Annotated in this window: 18 protein-coding genes; 12 read left to right on the forward strand and 6 right to left on the reverse strand. The window is 67.8% G+C overall.

Annotated features, from left to right (window positions below):
- Window positions 1–184: 184 nt before the first annotated feature.
- Window positions 185–3,295, forward strand: coding sequence for a PAS domain-containing protein (locus J2Y49_RS02635; protein WP_310111928.1), 3,111 nt, complete (start codon window positions 185–187; stop codon window positions 3,293–3,295).
- An 87-nt stretch (window positions 3,296–3,382) separates the two neighbouring features.
- Here J2Y49_RS02635 and acnA read toward each other — a convergent pair whose 3' ends face one another.
- Together acnA and J2Y49_RS02645 are read right to left on the reverse strand one after the other, a co-directional pair.
- Window positions 3,383–6,070, reverse strand: coding sequence for an aconitate hydratase AcnA (gene acnA, locus J2Y49_RS02640; protein WP_310111931.1), 2,688 nt, complete (start codon window positions 6,068–6,070; stop codon window positions 3,383–3,385).
- Window positions 6,071–6,414: 344 nt separating this feature from the next.
- Window positions 6,415–7,293 (reverse strand): class I SAM-dependent methyltransferase, encoded by an 879-nt coding sequence (locus J2Y49_RS02645; protein ID WP_310111934.1) that lies wholly within the window; start codon window positions 7,291–7,293, stop codon window positions 6,415–6,417.
- 430 nt (window positions 7,294–7,723) lie between these two features.
- Here J2Y49_RS02645 and J2Y49_RS02650 point away from each other — a divergent pair, with 430 nt between their 5' ends.
- The 4 genes from J2Y49_RS02650 to J2Y49_RS02665 all read left to right on the forward strand — a co-directional run bounded on the left by J2Y49_RS02650 (window position 7,724) and on the right by J2Y49_RS02665 (window position 9,786).
- Window positions 7,724–8,326: an NUDIX hydrolase gene (locus J2Y49_RS02650; protein ID WP_310111937.1), complete on the forward strand. Its 603-nt coding sequence runs from the start codon at window positions 7,724–7,726 to the stop codon at window positions 8,324–8,326.
- Between the two features lie 22 nt (window positions 8,327–8,348).
- Window positions 8,349–8,990 (forward strand): 3'-5' exonuclease, encoded by a 642-nt coding sequence (locus J2Y49_RS02655; protein ID WP_310111940.1) that lies wholly within the window; start codon window positions 8,349–8,351, stop codon window positions 8,988–8,990.
- Window positions 8,991–9,064: 74 nt separating this feature from the next.
- On the forward strand, window positions 9,065–9,349 hold the full coding sequence (locus J2Y49_RS02660; protein ID WP_310111943.1) for a YciI family protein: 285 nt from the start codon (window positions 9,065–9,067) through the stop codon (window positions 9,347–9,349).
- A 17-nt stretch (window positions 9,350–9,366) separates the two neighbouring features.
- Window positions 9,367–9,786, forward strand: coding sequence for an EVE domain-containing protein (locus tag J2Y49_RS02665; protein ID WP_310111945.1), 420 nt, complete (start codon window positions 9,367–9,369; stop codon window positions 9,784–9,786).
- 90 nt (window positions 9,787–9,876) lie between these two features.
- Here J2Y49_RS02665 and J2Y49_RS02670 read toward each other — a convergent pair whose 3' ends face one another.
- Window positions 9,877–10,101 (reverse strand): hypothetical protein, encoded by a 225-nt coding sequence (locus J2Y49_RS02670; protein WP_310111948.1) that lies wholly within the window; start codon window positions 10,099–10,101, stop codon window positions 9,877–9,879.
- A gap of 401 nt (window positions 10,102–10,502) precedes the next feature.
- On the opposite strand from J2Y49_RS02670, the gene acs reads away from it, so the two are divergent.
- Entirely contained in the window at window positions 10,503–12,443 is a 1,941-nt protein-coding gene (acs, locus tag J2Y49_RS02675; protein ID WP_310111951.1) for an acetate--CoA ligase, read from the forward strand.
- A 205-nt stretch (window positions 12,444–12,648) separates the two neighbouring features.
- On the opposite strand, the gene J2Y49_RS02680 is transcribed toward acs, so the two are convergent.
- The 3 genes from J2Y49_RS02680 to J2Y49_RS02690 form a co-directional block, all read right to left on the reverse strand.
- The gene (locus J2Y49_RS02680; RefSeq protein ID WP_310111954.1) at window positions 12,649–13,143 is read right to left on the reverse strand and encodes a hypothetical protein; all 495 of its coding nucleotides are present in this window, start codon (window positions 13,141–13,143) and stop codon (window positions 12,649–12,651) included.
- Complete coding sequence (locus J2Y49_RS02685) at window positions 13,140–13,679, reverse strand: hypothetical protein (RefSeq protein ID WP_310111957.1); 540 nt, start codon at window positions 13,677–13,679, stop codon at window positions 13,140–13,142. Before J2Y49_RS02685 ends, J2Y49_RS02680 begins: the two co-directional genes overlap by 4 nt.
- A 143-nt stretch (window positions 13,680–13,822) precedes the next feature.
- Window positions 13,823–14,860 (reverse strand): DctP family TRAP transporter solute-binding subunit, encoded by a 1,038-nt coding sequence (locus J2Y49_RS02690; protein WP_310111960.1) that lies wholly within the window; start codon window positions 14,858–14,860, stop codon window positions 13,823–13,825.
- 53 nt (window positions 14,861–14,913) lie between these two features.
- Between J2Y49_RS02690 and J2Y49_RS02695 the strand changes: the two genes are divergently transcribed.
- The 6 genes from J2Y49_RS02695 to cowN all read left to right on the forward strand — a co-directional run bounded on the left by J2Y49_RS02695 (window position 14,914) and on the right by cowN (window position 19,521).
- Window positions 14,914–15,606 carry an OmpA family protein gene (locus tag J2Y49_RS02695; protein ID WP_310111963.1) on the forward strand — a complete coding sequence of 231 codons (693 nt, stop codon included), beginning with the start codon at window positions 14,914–14,916 and terminating at the stop codon, window positions 15,604–15,606.
- A gap of 89 nt (window positions 15,607–15,695) precedes the next feature.
- Window positions 15,696–16,160, forward strand: coding sequence for a cupin domain-containing protein (locus J2Y49_RS02700; protein WP_310111966.1), 465 nt, complete (start codon window positions 15,696–15,698; stop codon window positions 16,158–16,160).
- Window positions 16,161–16,249: 89 nt separating this feature from the next.
- The gene (gene lpxD, locus J2Y49_RS02705; RefSeq protein WP_310111970.1) at window positions 16,250–17,395 is read left to right on the forward strand and encodes a UDP-3-O-(3-hydroxymyristoyl)glucosamine N-acyltransferase; all 1,146 of its coding nucleotides are present in this window, start codon (window positions 16,250–16,252) and stop codon (window positions 17,393–17,395) included.
- A 151-nt stretch (window positions 17,396–17,546) separates the two neighbouring features.
- On the forward strand, window positions 17,547–18,329 hold the full coding sequence (locus tag J2Y49_RS02710) for an RNA methyltransferase (protein ID WP_310111973.1): 783 nt from the start codon (window positions 17,547–17,549) through the stop codon (window positions 18,327–18,329).
- Window positions 18,330–18,351: 22 nt separating this feature from the next.
- Window positions 18,352–19,080: a PAS domain-containing transcriptional regulator gene (locus tag J2Y49_RS02715; protein ID WP_310111976.1), complete on the forward strand. Its 729-nt coding sequence runs from the start codon at window positions 18,352–18,354 to the stop codon at window positions 19,078–19,080.
- Window positions 19,081–19,224: 144 nt separating this feature from the next.
- Window positions 19,225–19,521 (forward strand): N(2)-fixation sustaining protein CowN, encoded by a 297-nt coding sequence (cowN, locus tag J2Y49_RS02720; RefSeq protein WP_310111978.1) that lies wholly within the window; start codon window positions 19,225–19,227, stop codon window positions 19,519–19,521.
- The last annotated feature ends 19 nt before the right edge of the window (window positions 19,522–19,540 follow it).

Consider the following 19,540-nt stretch of genomic DNA (forward strand, 5'->3'; position numbering starts at 1 on the left):
CTGACCAACCAGCATTCTTGAGGGCATTTCTTTCGATCGGGCGGGAGCTTTCCGCCTATTCTACCCAACTGTTTTCTAAATTAACCGGCGCTTAACCATAAGTGCGATAGCGATAGGCAAGCGGCACGGTGGTGCGCCTGGTGCGCCATCCGGTCGGCTTCGCGGTGGGAGCCTCGTCTACGCCATGACCCTTCTGGCACGCCTCTTCATCCTGGTCCTGCTCGCGGTTCTGCCGGCGATCGGCATCCAGATCTACAGCGTGCTCGAACAGCGGGCGGAGCGCGAGGCGGAGGTCACCCTCCAGGCCGAACGGCTGCTGCGTCAGGTGGAGAGCGAACATGTCCGCATCCTGGACAGCGCCCGATTGATGGTCACCGCGGTGACGGAGGCCCCCTTCCTGCGCGGAGACGGGAGCGGGGGCGAGGTCGCCGGCTGCCAAGCCTATCTGGAGCGGCTGTCCGCCCGATCCGCCGACTACCGCACCCTGTCGGTCACCGATGCCGGCGGGCGCATCAGGTGCAGCGCCGACCCGGCGCGCATCGGCTCCTCCCTGACCTCCCAACCGCATTTCCGCCGCGCGATGGCCCAGGGCCGCTTCGTGGTCGGCGAATGGACGATCACCCATTCCGGTGTCGCCGGCGGCGAGCTTCCGGTCGCGGTTCCCTACACCGATGCCGAGGGCAAGCGGGCCGGCGTGATCGCCCTGTCTCTCGACGTGCCGCGGCTGACCTCCATCTTCGCCACCCGCCCGATGCCGGAGAACACGGCCCTGACCGTCGCCGACCGGTCCGGCACCATCCTGGTCAAGCTGCCGGGCACCCAGGGCCGCGTCGGCGAGCGGCTGCCCGACAACTACCTGCCGCTGCTGTCGGCGACCGACATGGGTGTGACGATGCTGCCCGGACTGGATGGCGTCTCCCGCATCCTGGCCTTCTCCCCGCCCACCGCCGGAATCCGCGACCTGTTCATCAGCGTCGGCGTCGACCGCGGTGCCGCGATGGGGGCGGTGGATCGCGCCACCCGCGACGGGTTGCTGATGACCCTGTCCGGCTTCCTGGTCGCCGCCGCCGCCGCCTGGATCGGCGGCACCCTGTTCATCCGCCGCCCCGTCGACGCGCTGGTCTGCGCCGCCCGCGACTGGAGCGAGGGCAAGACCGCCACCCGCGTCAAGCTGTCCGACCGCTCGTCGGAGATCGGCCAGCTCGGCCATGCCTTCGACATGATGGCCGACCGGCTGGAAGCGCGCGAAGCGGCGCTGCGCCAGTCGGAAAGCCACATCCGCGCCGTTCTGGACGCGCTGCCGGCCTATGTCGGCGTGCTGACGCCGGACGGGGCGGTTGCCCAGGTCAACCGTGCCGCCGCCGATGCCGCCGGGCTGCCGGCCGCCCGCATCGTCGGCCGTCCCTTCGACGAGATCTGCTGGCTGTCCTTCGACGACGCCGGGCGCGAGCGGCTGCGCCAGGCGCTGGCGCTGGGCGCGCACGGCCGCTCCTCCCGCTTCGACTCCGGGCTGCGGCTGGGCGACGGGCGCGAGTTGACGGTGGACGTCAACCTGACCCCGATGGTCGATGCCGACGGCCATGTCACCCACCTGATCGCGTCGGGCATCGACATCACCGAGCGCAAGCGCACCGAGGAGGCCCTGCGCGTCGCGGAGGAGCGCGTGCGCACCGGCCTGCGCAATTCGGGGGTGGCGGTCTTCAACCAGGACCGCGAGCTGCGCTACACCTGGTCCCATTCCGAATTGCTGGGTTTCTCGCCGGAGGCGCTGTTCGGCCGTACCGATGCCGACCTGTTCGACCATGGCGAGGAAGCCGACAACCTGATGGCGTTGAAGCGCCGCGTGATGGAAAGCGGCGTCGGCGCGCGCGAGGAGGTTCGCATCCGCTGCAAGGGCGAGGAGCGCTTCTTCGACCTGACCGTCGATCCCCTGCGCGATCCCTCCGGCCGGGTGGAGGGCGTCACCTGTGCCGCGGTCGAGGTCACAGACCGCAAGAGGGCCGAGGCCGAGCTGCACCGCGCGCGGGAGGAGGCCGACCAAGCCAACGAGGGCAAATCGAAGTTCCTTGCCGCCGCCAGCCACGACCTGCGCCAGCCGGTCCAGTCGCTCTATCTCTTCACCGCGGCGCTGAGCGACCGGCTGCAGGGGCACCCGGCGCTGCCGATCCTGGACAACATCCGCCAGGGGCTGGACACGCTGAAGAGCCTGCTGGACGGCCTGCTCGACATGTCGCGGCTGGAGTCCGGCAAGATCGTCGCCACTCCGGTCGAGGTGCGGCTGAACCAACTGCTCGGCCGGCTGGTCGCCGAATATGGCCCGCGCGCCGCCCAGAAGGGGCTGGAACTGCGCGCCGTGCCGACCCGTGCCTGGGTGCGCACCGACCCGGCCCATCTGGAACGCATCCTGCGCAATCTGGTGGAAAACGCCCTGCGCTACACCACCAGCGGCAAGGTGCTGCTGGGCTGCCGGCGCACGCCGTCGGGCATGCGGGTGGAGGTGTGGGACACCGGCGCCGGCATCCCCGCCGACCGGCTGGAGGACATCTTCGAGGAGTTCACCCAGCTGGGCGAGCGCAGCGAGCGCGGCCTGGGCCTGGGCTTGGCCATCGTCAAGCGGCTGTCGCGGCTGCTCGGCCATCCGGTGACGGTGCGGTCGTGGGAGGGCAAGGGCTCGGTCTTCGCGGTGGAACTGCCGCGGGTGATCCTGGGCAATGCCCGTCCCGCCAGCGGCACGGCCGCCGCCGCGGCGACGCTGGCCCGCCGCTCCGCCGCCGCCAACGATGCGGCCAATGCCGCCGCCAATGACCGCGGACAGGCGATCAACGCCATCGCCAGCGCGTTCGGTGGCGGCAAGGGCAGGGGGGCGACGAATGGCGGAGACGTTGCGGTCAAGACGGCGATTCCGCCCAGCAAGGGAGCGGATGCCAAGGGCATGGTGCTGGTGATCGACGACGAGGCGATCATCCTGCTTGGCCTCAAAGCGATCCTGGAAGGCTGGGGGTATGACGTGCTGACCGCCAAGTCGGGTGATCAGGCGCTGGAGCGGCTGCGCGCCGACGGACGCTGCCCGCAGATCGTGCTGGCCGACTACCAGCTCCAGCAGGGCCGCACCGGCCCGGAGGCGGTTGTCGCGGTGCAGGCCATGCTGGGCCGGACCGTTCCCGGCATCATCCTGACCGGCGACACCAGTTCCGAACGCCAGGAAGAAGCCGAACGCCGCGGCTTCCGCCTGCTGCACAAGCCGGTCTTCCCCAACGACCTCCGCCGCATGATGGCGAGCGCCGGGGCGGCGTGAGGGCACGCGGGCCAAAACAGGACACCAAGAAAAAGGGCCGCTCCCCACCGGGAAGCGGCCCTTTTCTTACTCAGCCCATGGCAGGCCTTACTTCGCCAGATTCCGCAGCACGAAGTTCAGCACGCCGCCGTTCCTGTAATACTCCACCTCGTCCACCGTATCGATGCGCAGCAGGAGCGGGTGGGTCTCGACCTTGCCGTCGGCGCGGGTCAGGGTCAGGGTGACGTCCTTGCGCGGGCGCAGGTCCTGCTCGATGCCGGCGATGTCGAAGGTCTCCGACCCGTCCAGCTTCAGGTCGGCACGGGTGATACCGTCCTTGAACTGCAGCGGCAGGATGCCCATGCCGACCAGATTGGAGCGGTGGATGCGCTCGAAGCTCTCGGCGATCACCGCGCGGATGCCCAGCAGCCGGGTGCCCTTCGCCGCCCAGTCGCGGCTCGATCCCGTGCCGTATTCCTTGCCGGCGACCACCACCAGCGGCACGCCCTCGTCGGCGTAGCGCATGGCAGCGGTGTAGATCGGCAGCTGTTCGCCCGACGGGTAATGCTTGGTCTCACCGCCTTCCACGCCGGGGATCAGCTCGTTGCGGATGCGGATGTTGGCGAAGGTGCCGCGCATCATGACTTCATGGTTGCCGCGGCGGGCGCCGTAGCTGTTGAAGTCCTGCGGACGGACCTGATAGCTCAGCAGATATTCGCCGGCCGGGCTGGTCCGCTTGATCGAGCCGGCGGGGGAGATGTGGTCGGTGGTGATCGAATCTCCCAGCACCGCCAGCACCCGCGCGCCACGGACGTCCGACACCGGGTCCGGCGTCTTGGTCAGGCCGCTGAAGAAGGGCGGCAGCTTCACATAGGTGGAGCCTTCCTGCCACTGGTAGGTCTGGCCCTCCGCCGTGGCGATGGCCTGCCACTGCTCCGGGCCCTTGAACACGTCGGAATAGCGGCTGCGGAACATGTCCGCGGTCAGTGAGGCGTCGATGGCGTCCTGAACCTCGCGGTTGCTCGGCCAGATGTCCCTCAGATAGACCGGGCCGTCGGTGCCCTCGCCGATCGGCTCCGTCGTCAGGTCGATGTTCAGGTTGCCGGCCAGCGCATAGGCGACGCACAGCGGCGGCGAGGCCAGATAGTTGGCGCGGGTGTGCGGGTTGACGCGGCCTTCGAAGTTGCGGTTGCCCGACAGCACGGCGCCGACCACGAGGTTGCCCTCCTCCACCGCCGCGGCGATCGGTTCCGGCAGCGGCCCGGAATTGCCGATGCAGGTGGTGCAGCCATAGCCGACGATGTTGAAGCCGATGCGGTCCAGGTAGGGTTGCAGCCCGGCCTTGGCGAGATAGTCGGTGACCACCTGCGATCCTGGGGCCAGCGAGGTCTTGACCCACGGCTTCTGCTTCAGCCCCTTTTCCACCGCCTTCTTGGCCAGCAGGCCGGCGGCGACCAGCACCGCCGGGTTGGAGGTGTTGGTGCAGGAGGTGATGGCGGCGATGACGACCGCACCCTGCTCCAGGCTGTAATCGGCGCCCTTCACCGGAACCGCCTTGTTGGGGTCGTCCGCCTTGTAGGCGTCGGTCATGTCCTTGGCGAAGCCCTGGGCGATGCCCGACAGGGCGACACGGTCCTGCGGGCGCTTCGGGCCGGCCAGCGACGGCTCCACCGTGGCCATGTCCAGTTCCAGTACCTCGGTGAACACCGGATCGGGGCTGTCCGGTTCGCGCCACATGCCCTGCGCCTTGGCATAGGCCTCGACCAGCGCCACGCGGTCGGGATCGCGGCCGGTGAAGGTCAGGTAGCGGATGGTCTCGGCGTCGATGGGGAAGATGCCGCAGGTGGCGCCATATTCCGGCGCCATGTTGCCGATGGTGGCGCGGTCGGGCAACGTCATGCTGTCCAAGCCCGGCCCGAAGAACTCCACGAACTTGCCGACCACGCCCTTCCTGCGCAGCATCTGGGTGACGGTCAGCACCAGATCGGTGGCGGTCATGCCCTCCTTCATCCGCCCGGTCAGCTTGAAGCCGACGACCTCGGGGATCAGCATGGAGATCGGCTGCCCCAGCATCGCGGCCTCCGCCTCGATGCCGCCGACGCCCCAGCCCAGCACGGACAGGCCGTTGACCATGGTGGTGTGGCTGTCGGTGCCGACCAGCGTGTCGGGGTAGGCCACCGGCTTGCCCGACGGGTCGCTGTCGGTCCACACCACCTGAGCCAGATATTCGGTGTTCACCTGATGGCAGATGCCGGTGCCCGGCGGCACCACGCGGAAATTGTCGAAGGCCTTCTGGCCCCAGCGCAGGAAGGCGTAGCGTTCCAGGTTGCGCTCGAACTCCAGTTCGACGTTCTTTTCGAAGGCATCGTTGCCGCCAAAGTAATCGACCATCACCGAGTGGTCGATGACGAGGTCGACCGGCACCAGCGGGTTGATCTTCGCCGGATCGCCGCCCAGCGATGCCATGGCTTCGCGCATCGCCGCCAGATCGCAGACCGCCGGCACGCCGGTGAAGTCCTGCATCAGCACGCGCGCGGGCCGATAGGCGATTTCACGGTCGGACCGCTTGTCGACCAGCCATTGGGCCACCGCCTTCACGTCGTCGACGGAGACGGTGCGCCCGTCCTCGAAGCGCAGCAGGTTTTCCAGCAGCACCTTCATCGAGAACGGCAGCCGCGACAGATCGCCGAGGCCCGCCTCCTCGGCGGCCTTCAGGCTGAAATAGTCGTAGCTCTTGCCGCCCGCGCTGAGCGAGCGGCGGGTCTTCAGCGAATCCTGACCGGTGAAGGTGGTCACGGGAAGCCTCCTTGGCTTTGGGTCGGGCTTGCGCCTTGGGCGGCGCTTGGGAGGGCGCTTCGGTTACGGTCCGGCTGATGACGGTCGAAAGGACGCCGGAGATCGTCCAAAAGACTGGGGCGGCCGCAAGGGCGCCCGCGCGTCATGCAGGCAAGATGTAGGGCGTGGTCTGTGCAGATCAAACGTCTGGCTCGAAGAAAGCGGGAGCATGGGCACGGTCGTGGAGCATCGCCAGCAACTGTCAGTAGGGGCAGCCTTATGGCGGGACCCACCGAACATCCTATGACATCTCAGGGGATGTCTTCTTTACTCATATGAACATTAGGGAGGCCTGCTCCGCCGCCTTATGCAGGCTTCATCGCCACGTAGCGGACGAAGCGCAGGCCGCTGCCCAGCACCTTCAGCCGTGCCCACCACAGGGCAAGCTCGCGCTTCAGCGCCGCCAGCACCGGCGCCGGCGGTACGGCGTTCGTCAGCGTGTCTGCCAGATTGCGCACCCGGTCGATGATATGGCGGCGGTGCAACTGGGTCAGATCCTCGGAAATACGCAGGTCGAGGTTGCGTTGCGTCAACTCGTCCGCCATGCGGGTGGCGGTCCAGGGATAGACCTCCATCGGCTCCTCGTCCCGCCACGCGCTCCAGGCATCCCAGGAGCCGGGGGCGCCGTCGATCACGTAATCGAACAGGGCAATGCCGCCTTTGGGCTTCACGCAGTCGCCGACCCGGTCCAGGAACAGTTCCTTGTCGCGAACGCGGTGGACGACGCGGTCGGCCATGACGAGGTCGAAGCTGCCGGCCTGGTTGAAATGCTCCGGGTCGTAATGGGCGATCGGCGCCTTTTTCGACAGGCCCAGCGCCTTCGACCGGTCCATCGCCAGCTTCGCCAGCAGCGGCGACGGCTCCAGCCCGGTCACCCAGGTGTCGCAGTTTTCCACCAGTGCGCGGGCGGTGCCGCCGAGGCCGGCCGACAGGTCCAGCACGCTCTTGGCCGGGTTCAGCCCGAAGGAGCGAACGGAGTCGACCATCCACGCCGCCTCTTCCGGCCCGGTCATGTCCTGGCCCCACAGAAGCTGCGCCCCCTCGCTGCGCGCCGGCGACCAGACGGGTTCGCCATGGCGGTCGAGTTGCATCAACGCCAACTGGTCCAGCTCCGGATTGCCGCCGACCGCAGTTGGGTCGACCGCCGAGGGCAGGGGAGCGGAAAGGCTGGGCGCAGTGCCCACGGCATTGACCGGCCCGTTCCTTCGCTCGTCCATCAAGTTACGCAGGGCAGACCGGTTCGTAACGCGGGGCAACCGAGAGAGGTCATACCCTTCCCACCAGGCAACCAAACGGTTACGCCAGTCGGGATTTCGCCACCGCTCCAAATCCTGTGGACCGAACTGAGGAGCCACGCAGCTGCCCTTTCCAGGTCAATGGGCGGGCTGTCGCCCCACCCATTCGGAGTATGACCGCGACTTTTCCTGTCACGATTTAGAAGTAAGTGCGGTCGATTTGTCTGTCAAGAAACCATTATTTAACGATTTGGACTTCGTTTCGCCCAATTGTTGGAAAATTTTATCATTTTTTGTCTGTGACCTGCTGCGGTGCGGCCATTGCGACCGGGTGACCGTCTCCCTATACTCCGGTCGCAACCGACGGAGGGGGCCTCGCGTGCCGATCGAAACCGGTGAGTCCACCGGCAATCCCTGGACTGTGCTGACCAGCACGACGAAGTACGAGAATGCCTGGATGGAGGTGGTCGAGCATAAGGTTCTGACCCCGAAGGGCGCTCCCGGCATCTACGGCGTCGTCCATCCCCGCAGCCTTGCCACCGGCGTGGTGCCGATCCACGACGACGGCACGGTGACCCTGGTCGGCCAGTATCGGTTCCCGCTGAAGCAATACAGCTGGGAAATTCCGGAAGGCGGCGGGCGCAAGGGGGTGGAACCGCAGGAATCGGCGGCGCGCGAGTTGCGTGAGGAAACCGGCCTGACGGCGCGGCGCTGGATGCCGCTGATGAAACTGCACCTGTCCAACTGCATCACCGACGAGGTCGCCCACACCTTCGTCGCCTGGGGTCTGGAGCAGGGCGAGTCCGCCCCCGACGAGACCGAGGTGCTGGCGGTCCGCCGCGTGCCCTTCCCCGAGGTGATCGACATGGTGCTGGCCGGCGCCATCACCGATGCCATGGCGGTCGCCAGCCTGCTGAAGCTGCGGGTTCTGGCGGCGGAAGAGGCGCTTCCCGAGGATCTCGCCGAAATTCTCCGCCTCTGACCTGCCTGCAAATCGGATATCAATGACCGTCATCTCCGGCCACGCCGTCGCCATCGATTTCGAAACCGCCAACGAGACCCGCACCAGCGCCTGCTCCATCGGCGTCGCCTGGATCGAGAACGGCCGTGTGACCGGGACGGAAGAGCATCTGATCCGCCCGCGCGAGTTGCGCTTCAATTCCTTCAACAGCGCCATCCATGGTATCCGGGAAGAGGACGTGGCCGGAGCGCCCGAGTTCCCGGAGGTTTGGGCGGCCTTGCGCGAGCGGGTGCAGGGCCGGCTGATCCTGGCGCACAATGCCGCCTTCGACCTCAGCGTGCTGCGCCACACCCTGACCGACTACGGGCTCGACTGGCCCGCCTGCGACTATCTCTGCACGGTCGTGCTGGCGCGCCGTGCCTGGCCGACGCTGACCGGGCACCGGCTGAACCATCTGGCCGACTTCCTGGGCATCGCGCTCGACCATCACCGTGCCGGCAGCGATGCCGAAGCCTGCGGCCGCATCGCGCTGGCTGCCACGCAGGAGATGGGGCTGCGCGGCTTCGGCGAGATCGAGGGCACCGGCATCAGCCTGGGCCGCATCGCGCCCGGCGGCTACAGCCCCTGCAAGGGTGGCAAGGGCCGCGGCAAGGCGCCGCCGCGGCGTCCGCGCGTGGTGGCGTGAAGCTGCAGGCGGCGCTTTCCCGCCGCCGTCCCCTGCGCTAGGCTCCCGCTCCACCGTATGGAGGAGGGGACCGCATGCTGTTCATGTTCCATTGCGTCGACAAGGCGGGTGCCGCCGACGTCCGCGCCGCCAACCGCGCCGAGCATCTGGCTTATCTGGAAGCCAACGCCGACCGTATCTTCGCCGCCGGCCCGCTGCTGTCGGACGACCAGAGCGGCATGGTCGGCAGCCTGCTGATCGTCGAGTGCGCCGATGCCGCTGCCGCGCAAGTGTTCGCCGCCGGCGACCCCTATGCCAAGGCCGGCCTGTTCGACAGCGTGACGATCCGGCCCTGGCGCCGCGTCTACCCCAAGGCCTGAGCGGGAGAGTGCCTGCGATGGCCTATTGGCTGCTGAAGTCCGAGCCGTTCAAATATTCGTGGGACCGCATGGTCGCCGATGGCCGGACCCATTGGGACGGGGTGCGCAATTACCAGGCGTCCAACAATCTGAAGGCGATGGAGGTGGGCGACCGCGCCTTCTTCTATCACTCCAACGAAGGTCTGGAGATCGTCGGCATCGTCGAGATCGTCCGCACCTATTACCCGGACCCCAGCGACGAGTCCGGCCGCTTCGGCATGGTCGACGTGGCCCCGGTGATGCCGGTGAAGACGCCCGTCACCCTGAAGCAGATCAAGGCCGACCCGCTGCTGCAGTCGATGGCGCTGGTCCGCCAGTCCCGCCTGTCGGTCTGCCCGGTCAGCGACGAGGAATGGGCGCGTGTGTGCGATCTGGCGGGGGTTGGGGTGCCGGCTTGAAGGGGCGTGGGGTGGGGTGACGCTTGCCCCCCACCTATCCTCCCTCGCCCAGCGGGGGAGGACAGGCGGGGGTCTAACATAACCGCCAGATCACTCCGCCGCGTCCTGCATTGCCGCGCGGAAGTCGCTGGTCGCCTGCTTCATGCGCCGGGCGATGTCCGCCACGCTGGCGGCGGAGTTGGCGTTGAGGGGAGCGCCCAGCGCGCGCAGCGTGGCGTCGATGGCCATCAGGTTGGTGCGGTCGGCAAGACCGGCGAGGCGGTCGCTGCGGTCGCCGGTTTCGGGAAGATCGTCCGCGTTCGTGGTGCTGGGCATTGCGATCCTTGCCGACGATGATCGTTACCGTGATGCGGCAACTCTATAGCTGCCACCCGGTTAAGGTCGGGTTAAGCAAGGGATCGCCCGTTACAAGGCCGTCATGACGCGTTTTGCACTGCGGCGCGGCGGATGGTCGCGGCAAAGGGACCGGGGGGAGTCCGGAGACGTGCGGTGCCGGATCCTGCGTGCCCTGCAATGCCTGGGTATGCTTGGGGAAGAAACAGTCTCGCGCTGCAAAATCAGCGACACAATCCTCCTTTGGTCGGGGGGCCTGTGGGGGCCGATTTGCTTGTTAGTCCCGCAACATGTGTGGATAATGCCGCTCAATTCCGGGCGGCGGCCCGCCGCCCTGCAACATCTTCCGGCCAATTCGGAAGCACCACGGGGGAATCGCACTCATGACCGACAACAGCTTCTTTCCGGTGAAGCCCGAGATCGCGGCGACCGCCCACGTGAATGCGGAAGCCTATGCCCGCATGTACGAGCAGTCGGTCAAGGACCCCGAGGCCTTCTGGGGCGAGCAGGGCAAGCGGCTCGACTGGATCAAGCCCTACAGCAAGGTGAAGGACGTCAACTTCAACGACGACGTTCACATCCGCTGGTTCTACGACGGCACGCTGAACGTTTCGGCCAACTGCATCGACCGCCACCTGGCGACCCGCGGCGACCAGACCGCCATTCTGTTCGAAGGCGACGACCCCGGCGTTTCCAAGGCCATCACCTACAAGGAACTGCACGAGAAGGTCAGCCGCCTCGCCAACGTCCTGAAGAAGAACGGCGTCAAGAAGGGCGACCGTGTCACCATCTACCTGCCGATGATCCCGGAGGCAGCCTATGCGATGCTGGCCTGCACCCGCATCGGCGCCGTGCACTCCATCGTCTTCGGCGGCTTCTCGCCCGACAGCCTGAAGGACCGCATCGTCGACTGCGACAGCCATTTCGTCATCACTTCGGACGAGGGCCTGCGCGGCGGCCGCAAGGTGCCGCTGAAGGCCAACGCGGACAAGGCGGTGGCCGGCGCACCGATGGTCAAGCATGTGCTGGTCGTCAAGCACACCGGCGGCAACGTCGCTTGGACCGAGGGCCGCGACCTCTGGTATCATGAAGAGATGGAGAGCGTCTCCGCCGACTGCCCGCCGGAGGAGATGAGCGCCGAGGATCCGCTGTTCATCCTCTACACCTCCGGTTCGACCGGCAAGCCGAAGGGCGTGTTGCACACCACCGGCGGCTATCTCGTCTATGCGTCGATGACCCACCAGTATGTCTTCGACTACAAGGACGGCGAGGTCTACTGGTGTACGGCCGACGTGGGCTGGGTCACCGGCCACAGCTACATCGTCTACGGTCCGCTCGCCAACGGCGCGACCACGCTGATGTTCGAAGGCATCCCGACCTATCCGGACTCCTCGCGCTTCTGGCAGGTCATCGACAAGCACAAGGTCAACATCTTCTACACCGCTCCCACCGCCATCCGCTCGCTGATGCGTGAGGGCGAAGGCCCGGTGAAGAAGACCTCGCGCGCCTCGCTCCGCGTCCTGGGTTCGGTCGGCGAGCCGATCAATCCGGAAGCTTGGCTGTGGTACTACAACGTGGTCGGCGATGCCCGCTGCCCGATCGTCGACACCTGGTGGCAGACGGAGACCGGCGGTATCCTGATCACCCCGCTGATCGGCGCCATCGGCCAGAAGCCGGGTTCGGCGACCAAGCCGTTCTTCGGTGTCCAGCCGGTCGTCGTCGACAACGAAGGCCAGATCCTGGAAGGCGAGACCGAGGGCAACCTCTGCATCGCCGACGCATGGCCCGGCATGATGCGCACGGTGTTCGGCGACCACGAGCGCTTCGTCCAGACCTACTTCTCGACCTTCCCGGGCAAGTACTTCACCGGTGACGGCTGCCGCCGCGATGCCGATGGCTATTACTGGATCACCGGCCGCGTCGACGACGTCATCAACGTGTCCGGCCACCGCATGGGCACCGCCGAGGTCGAAAGCGCGCTGGTCGCCCACCCGAAGGTCGCCGAGGCCGCGGTTGTCGGCTATCCGCACGACCTGAAGGGCCAGGGCATCTACGCCTACGTCACGCTCAACGCCGGCGAAACCCCGACGGAAGAGCTGCGCAAGGAACTGGTCGCCTGGGTCCGCAAGGAGATCGGCCCGATCGCCTCGCCCGACCTGATCCAGTGGGCTCCGGGCCTGCCGAAGACCCGTTCGGGCAAGATCATGCGCCGTATCCTGCGCAAGATCGCCGCGAACGAGCATGACAGCCTGGGCGACACCTCGACGCTCGCCGATCCGGGCGTGGTGACGGACCTGATCGACAACCGCATGAACAACGCTTGATCTGCGGTTGATGGAAGAGGGGGCGCTCTGGTGGGGCGCCCCCTTTCTTTTTCGCGGCGTTAGACCCCCACCCCAACCCTCCCCCGCGGGGCGGGGGAGGGGGTTAAGTGCTTGTTCGGGAGAGTGGCGGCAGTCCCTCCCCCGCCCAGCGGGGGAGGTTAGGTGGGGGCAATCGAAGCCGACCACGCTACAACACCGAAGCCCCTCAACGCTCCGGCAGCACCAACGGCGCGGCGGGGGAGATGGCAAAGGTGGTGGGCGAAGGATAGCGTTCGGCGATCCGCTTGCGCGCGTCCTCCGCAGTTTCGGCGGCGACGGCGTAATTGCGCACGCCCGACCAGGGGGCGGTGGCGTCCAGCGCCTCCACCGCGACGTACCACAGCGGGCCGCCGGAACGGGCGACGCGGTCGACGGAGTAAAACTCCATCGGCGCGAGTGCGGCCTCGTCGGTCACAGCCGATTGCAGGGACAGGATCTCGCCCTCCACCTCCGCCACCTCGCGGCGCAGGCCCGCCAGCGTTTCCTCCGTCTCCGCCCGGCGGAGTGCGGCGAGCTTGGCGTAGTTGGCGTAGACGTCCAGCCGCTCCTTCAGCGCGGCCAGCTTCTGCGACTGGCGACGGGCGCGGATGCCGAGGATCCGTTCTCCCACCACACCGGCACCCAGGCTGGCGACCGCCCCCAGCACCCAAAGGATGGTCATGGCGCGGCGGCTCCCGCAACGGCGTCCTGCTCGGCATCCTCGCCGGAAACCGTCACGCCGACGCCTTCATGGAAAATGCTGCGGGTCAGCATCTGGGCGGCGGCGAAATCGGCGGCCCAGACCTGCGCCGCATTCTCGAAACGCCAGATGGCGGGATGAACCACCGCCTTGGCGTCAGGCTGGGCGACGAAGCCCGGCGCCATCGCCAGCCGGAAGGCGAAGCACTTGCGCCCGGGCTCCGGCCGGCCGATCTCGTGGATGAAGCGGCGCGACGCCGCGGTGCGCTTGCCGCCGCGGCGGCTGAGGACCAGCTTGTCGGTCGACAGCTCGATCAGCTTGGCCTTCATCGCTCCGATGCCGGCCTGCATGGCCTCAAGCTCGTTGGCCTGATGTTCCAGCGCATCGCGCTCCGCGATCAGGGTCGCGCCGGCACGGCGGATTTCCTGGTCGGTGCGAAGGATCAACCCGCGCCGGACCGCCAGGAACAGCAGGGTGGCGCCGATGCAGAACAGCGCCAGCAGCATTTCCGACGTCATAGGCGCCCGCTCCGCAAACCACTCGGCAAGTTGGGGGAGTTGTAGCGCAATCCGCACGGGCACGCATCACAAGCAAGTGCTTTGCGGCCATGAAAAACGGCGCCCCGAAGGGCGCCGCTTTTCGTCATGCGGGCGAAAAATGCCTATTTCCGCTCGGCGATGGCGGTTTGGGCCGACTTCACCAGATCGGGACCGATCTGCTTGGCCCACTTGTCGAAGACCGGCTGGGTGGCGGTCTGGAAGGCCTTCTGCTGCTCCGGCGTCAGGCGGACGACCTCGACGCCCTGGGCGGCGATGTCCTTCAGCAGGCTGTCGTCCTCGGCGGTGATGCCCTTGCGGGAGATCGCGACCTCTTCGGCCGCGGCCTGGACGGCGGCGGCGCGCACGGCCTCCTGGTCCTCCTTCGACCAGCTCGCCCACACCTCCTTGTTGACCACGAAGATCAGCGGGTCGGCGACATAGCCCCACAGCGTCAGGTTCTTCTGGCCCAGCGTCGCCAGCTTGGCGGCGACGAAGATGGTCAGCGGGTTTTCCTGGCCATCGACGGCGCCGGTGGACAGCGCGGGCTGCGCGTCGGCCCAGCTCATCTGCGTCGGGTTGGCGCCCAGCGCCGAGAAGGTGTCGAGGTAGAGCGGCGAGCCGACGACGCGGATCTTCAGCCCCTTCAGGTCGGCCGGCGTCCTGATCGGGTGCTTGGAGTTGGAGATCTCGCGGAAGCCATTCTCGCCCCAGGCCAGCGGCACGACGTCCTTGGTGGCGAGCAGGTCGAACAGCTTCTTCCCCACCTCGCCCTTGGTCAGGGCGTCCAGCGCCTTGTGGTCGGGCATCAGGAAGGGCAGGGAGAAGAGGTTCAGCTCCTTCACCTGCGGCGACCAATTGATGGTGGAGCCGACCGCCATGTCGATGGTGCCCTGGCGGAGCGCGGTGAATTCCTTGGTCTGGTCGCCGTTCACCAGCGAGGTGCCGGGATACATCTTGATGTTGATGCGGCCGCCGGTCTTCTCCTTGACCAGTTCGGCCCAGCGGTCGCCGCCCACGCCCCAGGGGAAAGGCTTGCCCAGAACGGTGGAAAGCTTGTACTCCGCCTTGTAGTCGGCAGCGTTCGCTGCACCGGCCAGAACGGCGGGAACCGTCAGCGCGGCCAGCGTGATGCCGGCGAGCAGAGCCTTAAGCGATTTCATGCTTGTTTCCTCCCAAGCGCCCTATACGAAAGATACGGACCGGGATCGTACAGATGCACGCAGGACTGTTCCACGGGCAATGTGATACGACCGTCCGCGGTCCGAACAATGCGGCCATGCTGCGGAGCCGCAATGCGGCCATGCGGCTCGGCCTGATGCTCGGTGCTTGCGTCTGGCTGGTTCTGCCGGTGGCGGCCTTCGCCCAGGCGCTGCCCAACCCGGCGATGCCGATGGGTCCGAATCCCAGCGAATGCGAGATTCAGGCGGCGTTGCTTGGCACCACCGGCCCGAACTGTCCGCCGGTGACGATGCAGCGCCCCGCCACCCCGCCGTCGGCAAGCGTTGCCGCTCCTCCCGGACCGGTGGCGCTGCCGCCGCTGCCTGGACCGGCGGCCCTGCCGGCGCCGGAACTGCGCGCCACCTTCCGGGTGGAGTTCGACTTCAACTCCGCCCGCATCAAGCCGGAGTCGCGGGCGATCCTGGACAAGGTGGCCGCGGTGATGACGACGGCGGGCAACACGCGCTTCCGCATCGTCGGCCACACCGACGCCGTCGGTGGCGATGCGGCGAACCTCACCCTGTCCAAGCGGCGGGCGGCGGCGGTGGTCGAATATCTGGTGTCGAACTACCAAATCCGCCGCGACCGGCTGGAGGCATCGGGCATGGGCGCGCGGGACCTGCTGCTGCCCGACGAGCCGAAGGCGGCGGCCAACCGGCGGGTGGAGATCGTCAATCTGGGCGGCTGATTTTTTTGGCCCGGCCGGGAACCTTCGGGGGCTTGCGGTGTTGCGCAGGAGCGCCGCCGACCCTTACACCTTCCTGACCGGGAGAGCCGATGCCCGACTTCACCCCCGTGCCCATCGAAAGCCGCCGCATCGCCGATGACGAGACCGGCAAGCCTGCGGTGTTCGGCGCCATCCTGTCCGGCCAGCCGCAGGAGATTCACCGCAACCTGTTCGACGGCGACTTTGGCCGCTTCAAGTCGGGGGTGTGGCAGTGCACACCGGGCATCGTGGCGATGAAGGACTGGCCGTATCACGAGTTCTGCGTCCTGCTGTCCGGCCGCGTCATCATCACGCCCGAAGGCGGAGTGCCGAGAGAATACAAGGCCGGCGACGCGCTGGTCCTGCCGATGGGCTTCACCGGCACCTGGGAAATCCTGGAAACGGTGCGCAAATACTATGCAGTCCAGGCACGCCAGCCGCTGCTGCGGCGGGTGAAGGAGCGGGTGAAGGGCCTGTTGCGTCGGGGCGCCAAGGGAGGGCAGACGGGAGATGCGCAGGCCGGTGCCGCGTTCTGATACCTCGCCATCCGCCGGACGCCCGTGTTAGGGTCCGCCGCGCCGTCCGGCAAGGCGGTTCGTGACGACTCTGACACCGGTGCTTTCCCATGACCAAGCCCCATCCGACCCAGGCCCCCCGTACTCTGGCCGAGATCGCCGAAGCGCTGGGCGCGACGGTCGAAGGCGACGGCTCCATCCTGGTCCGCCGCGCCGTCCACCCGTCGGAGGCGGAAGGGCCGGAGGATCTGGCGCTTGCCATGGACAAGGACCTGCTGGCCCTGCTGCCCGGCAGCAAGGCGGTGGCCGCCGTGGTGGCCGAGGGGGTCGAGGTGCCGGACGGCATCGAAAACCGCATCGTGGTGAAGCGCCCACGCTATGCCATGGCCGGGATGCTCGACATCTTCGAAAAGCCGGTCCATGCCGAACCGGGGGTGTCGCCGCAGGCCTATGTGGCGCCCGACGCGATCGTGGCCCCGGATGCCTCCATCGCTCCTTTCGCCTACATCGGCCCGCGCGCCCGCATCGGCGCCGGCGCCATCGTCCTGCCGCATGTCACGGTCGGTGCCGATGCGGTGATCGGCGACGGCTGCCTGCTGCACCCCGGCGCCCGCATCGGCGAGCGGGTGGAGATGGGCGCCCGCTGCATCATCCATCCCAACGCCGCCGTCGGCAACGACGGCTTCAGCTTCGTCACGCCGGAGCCGGGCAGCGTCGAATCGGCCAAGACCACCGGCCGCGTCGTCGGCACGAACGTGCTGATCCGCCGGGTGAACTCCATCGGCACGGTGATCCTGGGCGACGATGTCGAGATCGGCGCCGGCGCCACCATCGACCGCGGCACCGTGACGGCCACCCGCATCGGCAACGGCACCAAGATCGACAACCTCGTCCAGATCGGCCACAACGTCCAGGTCGGCACCAACTGCATGCTGTGCGGCCATGTCGGCGTCGCCGGCAGCACGGTGATCGGCGACCGCGTGGTTCTGGCCGGCAAGGTGGGCGTGGCCGACCATGTGAAGATCGGCAGCGACGCGGTGGTGGCCGCCAACTCCGGCGTCGGCATGGACATCCCGCCGAAGTCGGTATGGATGGGCTATCCCGCCGTGCCGCGCGCCCGTGCCTTCGAACAATACAAGGGCCTCGCCCGCCTGAAGCGCCTGTTCGCCGACGTCTCCGACCTGAAGAAGCGCCTGACCGCCATCGACGGCGGCCCGGTGAAGGTCGAGGCGGAGAAGGCGGAACAGCAGGAATAGGCGGGGCGTTAGCCCCCCACCCTAACCCTCCCCCGCTGGGCGGGGGAGGGGACTCTGCAGTTCTTCCGCAAAGCTCCTGTCTCCCTCCCCCGCCCAGCGGGGGAGGGTCGGGGTGGGGGCAAGCGTTTGCCACTCCAACCACTGTCGTCCCATGACCTCCGGCCAGAACCCCACGCGTGAGTCCATCCTTGGCGGCCCCGCCGTCATCCTGGTGCAGCCGCAGCTCGGCGAGAACATCGGCGCCTGCGCGCGCGCGATGCTGAATTGCGGGCTGACCGACCTGCGCCTCGTCAAGCCGCGCGACGGCTGGCCGAACCCGAAGGCGAGTGCCGCCGCATCGGGCGCCGACCTCGTCATCGACAACGCCAAGATCTTCGAGACGACGGCCGAGGCGGTCGCTGACCTGGAAGCGGTCTACGCCACCACGGTGCGCACCCGCGACATGATCCAGCGCTTCGTCACCCCGCGCGTCGCGGCGGGCGAGATGCGGGAACGCTATGCCGCCGGGCAGAAGGTCGGCGTGATGTTCGGGCCGGAGCGCACCGGGCTGTTCAACGACGATTTGACCTTCGCCCAGACGCTGGTGACGGTGCCGCTGAACCCGGCCTTCTCCTCGCTCAACCTGGCGCAGGCGGTCCTGCTGATCGGCTACGAGTGGTTCCAGGCCGGCGATCGCACGCCCGACCGCTTCCTGCACACCGGCCAGACCCGCCCGGCGACGATGGCGGAGCGGGTGAACTTCTTCGAGCGGTTGGAGGCGGCGCTGGACCGCACCGGCTTCTTCACCAGCGAGGAAAAGCGCCCGTCGATGGTCCGCACCCTGCGCAACGCCTTCGAACGCATGGAGATGACCGAGCAGGAGGTGCGCACCTTCCACGGCGTCGTCGCCGCCCTGGTCCAGGGCAGCCGGCGGAAAGGCGAGAGCCAGGACTGAATCACCGCTATAGTGGGCGTCCATGGACTATGCGTTGCAGAACATGGACGTCGGGCTGGTGCTGCTGGACAGCGCGCGGCGGGTGCTGGCCTTGAACCCGGCGGCGGTGCGGCTGCTGGGGCAACGGGCGGCCGGGCTGGTCGGCGCCTATCTGCACGACCTGCACCCGCCCTCGCACCGGGCCAAGGTGGAACTGCTGCTGGCCGCGGCCGGCGATCCGGCGGCTCCCGCCTCCGCCTGTTCGATGATGGTGGCGCTGCCCGGCCGGGTTCTGGTGGTGAAGGCGACCGCGCTGGCGCCCGCCGCGACGGTGGCGGAGGGCAGTGCCGTCACCGCCCTGATGCTGATGGAGGCCGTTCGGCCCGCTGCGGTGGATGCGCAGGCACCCTCCGTCCCGCCATCCGCATCGCCGCCCGAACCGCTGGTCAAGCTGCCGGTGGAAAAGGGGCAGGGCATCGTCCTGCTCGACCCGGCGGATGCCGTCTATCTGCAGGCCGACGGCCATTACACCACCGTCCACACCGGCGACGGCGCCTTCTTCTGCGGTCTGCCCTTGTCGGAGCTGGAGGCGCGGCTCGACCCGCGGTCCTTCGTGCGCACCCATCGCGGCTACATCGTCAACCTGCGCCATGCCCGCGCGGTGGAGCGGCAGGACGGCCGCGCCGCCTTCGTCATGGCCGCCCCCGGCGCCCCCCGCGTGCCGGTCAGCCGCAACCGGGCCGACGCGCTGAAGAAGCGGCTGGCGCTTTAAGCGTCTCCGTTCACGCAGCGATTTCGCCGTTCGCGCGAGTGGACTGCCGCTGGTGCAGCACGGCTTGCGGGCAGGGCCGCAACTGGCGAAGCATCGATGTCATGTTCCCCACCCCTGGCAACCGGCATGAGGAGGCCGCATCCCGTGGACAGCATCGACGCGCCCGACCGTTACGTCTCGTTCAAGGGAATCGACTGCGAGGGCAACAGCCGCCGCATCATCGACCGGCTGTACATGCACATCGACGATCCGGCCAAGACCAACGCCTTCTGGGAGCGGTTCCGCGCCAAGCTGGCGGTTGCCGAGGATCCGCTGAAGCGGCAGGCCGACGGGCTGTGCCTGCTCTGCGCCAACATCTATTACATCGCCGACCTGTTCGAGGAACATGACGACGAGGAAGGGCTGGCGATGCTCCGCCGCCTGGAGGACGAGTGCTGTTGACCGGATCGCGGACCGGGCG

This window comes from Azospirillum sp. BE72 (genome assembly GCF_031455875.1).
Classification (GTDB): Bacteria; Pseudomonadota; Alphaproteobacteria; order Azospirillales; family Azospirillaceae; genus Azospirillum.